Genomic DNA, 1,726 nt, shown 5'->3' on the forward strand with positions numbered 1-1,726 from the left:
AAAATGATGATCACAGCCGAGGCGACCATCAAGGCGCGTCCTCGCCAGGTCTTATTTCGCCAATCGAGTAATTTCATCTGCGCGCTAACACCTGAATTAAGCCGACATGCGTAGTGGAGGCAAAAGGTGGCACGCTTTTCGGTGCCGCCTTTTGCTGGAACGAAGCATGTTCGGCTTGAATGAATTGTTAGGCAGTCGCTTAGGAGCGTACATGCGCCTTTTGCGAGTGCCAACCTAAAAGCCGGGCCGGCAAAAATAGAATTGCCTGTAGAAATGCGAACAACGTGGAAAATGTAATGCCCACCAGGCGGAACGGCAAGGCGAAGAGCCAGATGATTGGCCAGAGAATCAAAGCCACCAAGGCGAGCGGCCAGCACAGGAGGAAAAGCGCGCACCAAGCGACGAGTGCAAGTAGGGTTGTCATGGTCTGCTCCCAGATCGGACGAGCGGAACGCCAGATTGCAGGCCGTTGATGCAGCTTGCCAATGAGTTGCGACCAATTAAGTAGATCCGGCGACAAAGCCCCAAATATGGCGACGAAGGTCTTGGACGGCGGCCTAACACCTGAATTAAGGGGAGCCGCGAAGCGGCTTCCCCTTGAATGAATAGTTAGGCAGCCATTTGCCCACAAGAGTCATTCGGTAGCAAGCCACACGCTTGACCTGAGGCCGAATCAGTCGGCCGCGCGCCTAAAAGGTACGGGCGCCCCACCTGCGTGCCGCCTGGTAATTTGGGTTGCGGCAAATGCCGCCGGATACCTCGGGCGCAAACCCGATCAAATCGTGCGCGACTCGCGGACCAGCCGAAGCTGCTTGTGCCGAAGCGAAGATGCGTGGCCGCGCACCGGGAACTTCGAGCGCCAAGCACAGATGCCGCCAGCCCCTTCCGATTGCGAGAGTGCCGCCCGAAATTACGGGCGCCCCTTTGGGCTGCTCGAGCGCGACCGAAGCTGGTGGACGAAAGCGACGAGGTGTTGGGCGAAGCGAGCAATCCGGACTGCCGCATGGCCGCAACAGGCCCGCTCTTAGCGGCCTAACACGTGAATTAAGCCGACCCGCGAAGCGGGTTCGGCTTGAATGAATTGTTAGGGCCCACCCAGCGACCCCGTGGCTGCAAGTATTTCGTGATAGCGCTGATTGTCTATGCCCTTGGACTGCTCGGTAGCGATAGGGTGGCCGGTAGCCGATACAGAAACGCTGGGCCGACTGGTACTGGCTTGGAACTGCACGACTACGGGCAGGCCAAGGGTGGGTGGATAGCCTGGGATTGAGTTGGCGATAGTGCCGTGTACAGGTGGCTCAGCACTGCCGTCCTTGTCGTATAGCTCGACGTAGCGGTAGAAATCCGGTTCTGCCACCTCTATCCAGACACCCCAGCCGTAATACCCGGATTGCTCGTTGAAGGGCAACTTGAGAATGCAGCGGATGAAGAAGCGGCTTCCCAGCTGGCACAGGTCGCTGTTGAACTTGGCCTTGTCAGGTCGCTCATTAGCCGGAATAGCCCATACGTCATCCGGCAGTTTCCAGCCATGATCCGTAGGCAATCCTTCGTGCGTTTCTCCGCAAGTGGAGCAGATGAACGATGAAGTCACTTGTGGGCCCTAACACCTGAATTAAGGGGAGCCGCGAAGCGGCTTCCCTCTTGAATGAGTTGTTAGGCGCTACGGCTACGGGCTTCACGCATTCTCGCTCGGATATTGGCCCACAGCACCCAGACCGAAAAGGCG

The 1,726-nt window shown here is 57.7% G+C and carries 2 protein-coding genes; both read right to left on the bottom strand.

Annotation, left to right across the window (positions count from 1 at the left end; translation table 11 throughout):
• Positions 1 to 199: 199 nt before the first annotated feature.
• Complete coding sequence (locus tag G7B67_RS13015; RefSeq protein ID WP_166213110.1) at positions 200 to 424, bottom strand: hypothetical protein; 225 nt, start codon at positions 422 to 424, stop codon at positions 200 to 202.
• 660 nt (positions 425 to 1,084) lie between these two features.
• Positions 1,085 to 1,591 carry a DUF2199 domain-containing protein gene (locus tag G7B67_RS13020; RefSeq protein ID WP_166213112.1) on the bottom strand — a complete coding sequence of 169 codons (507 nt, stop codon included), beginning with the start codon at positions 1,589 to 1,591 and terminating at the stop codon, positions 1,085 to 1,087.
• Positions 1,592 to 1,726 lie beyond the last annotated feature (135 nt).

Origin of the sequence: Cognatiluteimonas telluris, from assembly GCF_011320095.1 — a bacterium.
Classification (GTDB): domain Bacteria; phylum Pseudomonadota; class Gammaproteobacteria; order Xanthomonadales; family Xanthomonadaceae; genus Cognatiluteimonas; species Cognatiluteimonas telluris.